This is a genomic window from Methylobacterium sp. J-070, assembly GCF_022829385.1.
Classification (GTDB): domain Bacteria; phylum Pseudomonadota; class Alphaproteobacteria; order Rhizobiales; family Beijerinckiaceae; genus Methylobacterium.
This window is the reverse complement of sequence record NZ_JAKSXX010000269.1, coordinates 1-3,145: the sequence shown is the minus strand read 5'-3', so window position 1 is coordinate 3,145 and position 3,145 is coordinate 1. Positions and strand designations below refer to the sequence as shown.

Below are 3,145 nucleotides of genomic sequence, written 5' to 3'. Positions count from 1 at the left end.
CATCAGGGGTGCAGCCTCGTATCGGAGCCTGTCGGACCAGGCTAGAACCCGCCCCGGGGGAGTGGGGCAGTCGTGGGCGCCAGGAGGTGGTCTGCGGTGAGCGTCAGCGGCCGAGCCGTCGCAATCACTTCCTTTGCTCTGACTCTGCCTTGGCCTTTTCGAAAACCTCATGGCCAGTAGCACCCTCGACCGGGTCCTTGCTCTCGGGCTCGCTGCCAGTCGTTGGATCCGGCACGTTGACGTTCCGGATCGGCACGGTCGGTGGCACGACACTTACACCCTTGGGTTTATCGGTCTCGGCCATCGCATCCTCGCGGGCTTTTGACAGGTACCAGCTCGGCAATTCGAATGCCGGATCAGGGCAACCGCGGCGCTTGGTGCCGCTCGTGCCGCCAGAGCGCGACTGCGACACGCCGAGCCTCATAGCTTCGCCGCAGCGGCGTGCCGAGGCCACCCTGCCCTTCTGGCGCATATCCGTAAGTTAGTACCCCGTCCGGCCCATAGATGCGGTGCATCTCATCACGCCAGAGCCGATCCGCAGATGCGAGGGCAGCTTCCGTGAGGGCTAAGCGGGTGGGATCCGAAAGGGTCATGGAAAATCCGCGCGCATTTCGCCTAACGCGGTGATTGAGCCGCAGGTCCGCAAAGTTGGAGGCATTCCTTCCGGGTAGCCTCCCTGTAACTCCTCTACTCCCTATCCGCGGTGGATCGAGGTACTTTGGCAGGCCGACACACGGCTGGGGTTTGTCTGCGTGCTCACACGTGATGGCGTGCGGCTCCGGCCTCTTCGGCGCGGCCGCTCCATCACGGTCGCGGGATCAGTACAGGTTCTCCTCGTTTCAGGGTGAAACGGGCAGCGTCAGCCGCGCGCTCGGCGGACCCCTGCGATGCGCTGCGCCAAGGCGCTCCGGATCTCGCGGATCTCGGTCATCTCGGCTTCGAGGCTGTCGAAGTGCGCGAGCCCGCCCTGGTGGATGCGCTTCGTCAGCTCCTCGATCCGCCGCAGGGCGTCGAGAAACGGTGTGGGCTGTGCGTCGGTGGTCATGATCATAGTGTCCTTCAGGTTGAAGCGGGGCGGATGACGAGGACGTACTCGACCCGGACGGTGACGGACCCGTCCGGGAGCAGGATCGTGAGGAGGGCATCCGGGTGCACCGCCGCGGCGGTGGTGACGAACGCCGGACCCTCCGGCGTCTCCTCGAACAGCGTCGGATGCACCTCTGAGTCCGTAGTGGCGTGAGCAAGTACGGGGCCCGGCTCTACGATCGCCCTTGGCCCGGGGGCAGCCGGAGAGAGCGCGGCAACCGTGCTCATTAGGCCTGCCTCAAGGCCACGCCCGACCTCGGCGAGGCGGCTCTCGGCTTCGAGGAGGCAGAGATCCACGGCCGCGTCGAACTCGCGCCCGACCAGGGCGAGCAGGCTCCGGGCCGGAACCTCGATCTGCTCCTCGATCGCGGCGTCAAGCTCGGCGAGCGCGCGCGCGGCCCGCTCGGCGCAGGTCTCCAAGAGATCCCGCACCAGAACCGCCGCAGCCGTCGGCGTGGCGACCGAGCGGGCGGCGATGACGTCCAGCGCGGTCTCTGGTGTGGCCGCGTGCCCGACGCCCACCACGAGGTTCGGGAGCTGCAGGGCCGCGTGCACGACCCCGGCTGCGTCGAGCGGGGCGAAGGCTGCCTGCGGGCCACCTCCGCGCACCAAGAGGGTGACCGACTGCGCGTCATAACCAGCGCACGCCGCCTCGGCCTTGACGCAGGCCTCGGTCAGGGAGCGCTCCGCAGAGGGACCCTCGAAGATCGCGGGCACGAAGATGATATCCAACGCACCACCCTGCACGAAGGGGGAGAGTACGCGTTGGACGTCACCGAAGGCCTCGCCGCGCTCGGAGGCGATCATTACCACGCGACGCAGGTTCTGCGGTTCGTGCCAGGTTGTGGGCCCGTGCGGCAGACGGTCGGCCCGGATCTGCCGGAGCGTCTCATCGCGGCCGAGGATCGCCTCGATCGGCTCTGCGGCGATGTCCAGGACCTCGACGATCTCGGCCCGGACGCGGGGGTCACGACCGAAGCCGTAGCGCAGGCCAGTGCGGATCTGGATCACCACCTCGCGGTTCAACAAGGTCTCCGCCGAAGCCGACCCGCCGGCCCGTAGCCGCGCCTTCAGCCGCAGCGGCTCACCGGCGGTCGCGTGGCGCTCGCCAAGGATGAGGAAGGCATCGCCGTGCTCGCCCGGCTCCACATCGACCACGGCCGCGTTGATCACGCGCTCCTGGCGCACGGCCCCGCGCAGGTCCGCGAACAGATCCTGCAGCTCGCCCACCGATCCTCGCCATCGACCATCCCCCGGCGTTGGAGGAGGCCGACGAGGCGGCTCCGCTGGCCGGGAGTTGGCTTCCCCTAGCCGCAACGGCGCACCGCCATAGGCGCAAAATCGGTGGTGTCTCATCTTACGGTCTCGGTCTTCTGGGATTGGTGAAGGAGTGGGTACGGGTGAAAGGCGAGGATCGCCGTCCTTTTCGGGAGATCGCGGGGGCCGCCGGGCTCGCCGCAAAATCTTGGTCCCGTCCTCGGTGGGGTTTGTCGGAGACAGCCGACGTTCCGCGTTTTCGCTTCATCCCGCTCGCCGGCTCGGGCGAGGGTCGTGTCCCCTGGCGTGGTGTAGCTCGCTGAGAGCCACCACGATCACCGGCTTGGGCCGGGAGGATCAGGCTGCCAGGGTGGGCAGGCTGACGAGAGGATCATCGCTGATGGGGGCGATGCTTTCCAGAGTGATGTAACGGGCTCGCTGGACGGCCCATTCGTCGTTCTGTTCGAGCAGGATCGCGCCCACAAGGCGGGTGATGGCCGCCTCGTTGGGGAAGATGCCGACCACCTCGGTCCGGCGCTTGATCTCGCTGTTGAGGCGCTCCAGCGGGTTCGTGCTGTGGAGCTTGACCCGGTGTGCGGCCGGGAAGCCCATGTAGGCCAGCACGTCCGGCTCGGCCTCGTCCATCAGCGCGGCGAGTTTGGGTGACCTGACCGGCTGGCTTTGGACCGGGCTGATTGAGAGGATCAGCCAGGATCGAAGGAGTCGGACATGCGGCGAGGTCAGAAGACGAGCGCGGAGCAGGTGGTGCTGAAGCTGCGCCAGATCGAGGTGCAGACGGCAC

4 protein-coding genes are annotated in these 3,145 nt (G+C 67.5%); all 4 read right to left on the bottom strand.

Annotation, left to right across the window (positions count from 1 at the left end; all coding sequences use genetic code 11):
* Nucleotides 1-124: 124 nt before the first annotated feature.
* Entirely contained in the window at nucleotides 125-412 is a 288-nt protein-coding gene (locus MKL01_RS30840; RefSeq protein ID WP_243908995.1) for a hypothetical protein, read from the bottom strand.
* Between the two features lie 447 nt (nucleotides 413-859).
* Entirely contained in the window at nucleotides 860-1,045 is a 186-nt protein-coding gene (locus MKL01_RS30835; RefSeq protein WP_243908994.1) for a hypothetical protein, read from the bottom strand.
* A 14-nt stretch (nucleotides 1,046-1,059) separates the two neighbouring features.
* The gene (locus MKL01_RS30830) at nucleotides 1,060-2,316 is read right to left on the bottom strand and encodes an exodeoxyribonuclease VII large subunit (protein WP_243908993.1); all 1,257 of its coding nucleotides are present in this window, start codon (nucleotides 2,314-2,316) and stop codon (nucleotides 1,060-1,062) included.
* A 384-nt stretch (nucleotides 2,317-2,700) separates the two neighbouring features.
* A partial coding sequence (locus MKL01_RS30825) for a transposase (protein ID WP_243908992.1) occupies nucleotides 2,701-3,145 on the bottom strand: 445 nt, incomplete at its 5' end.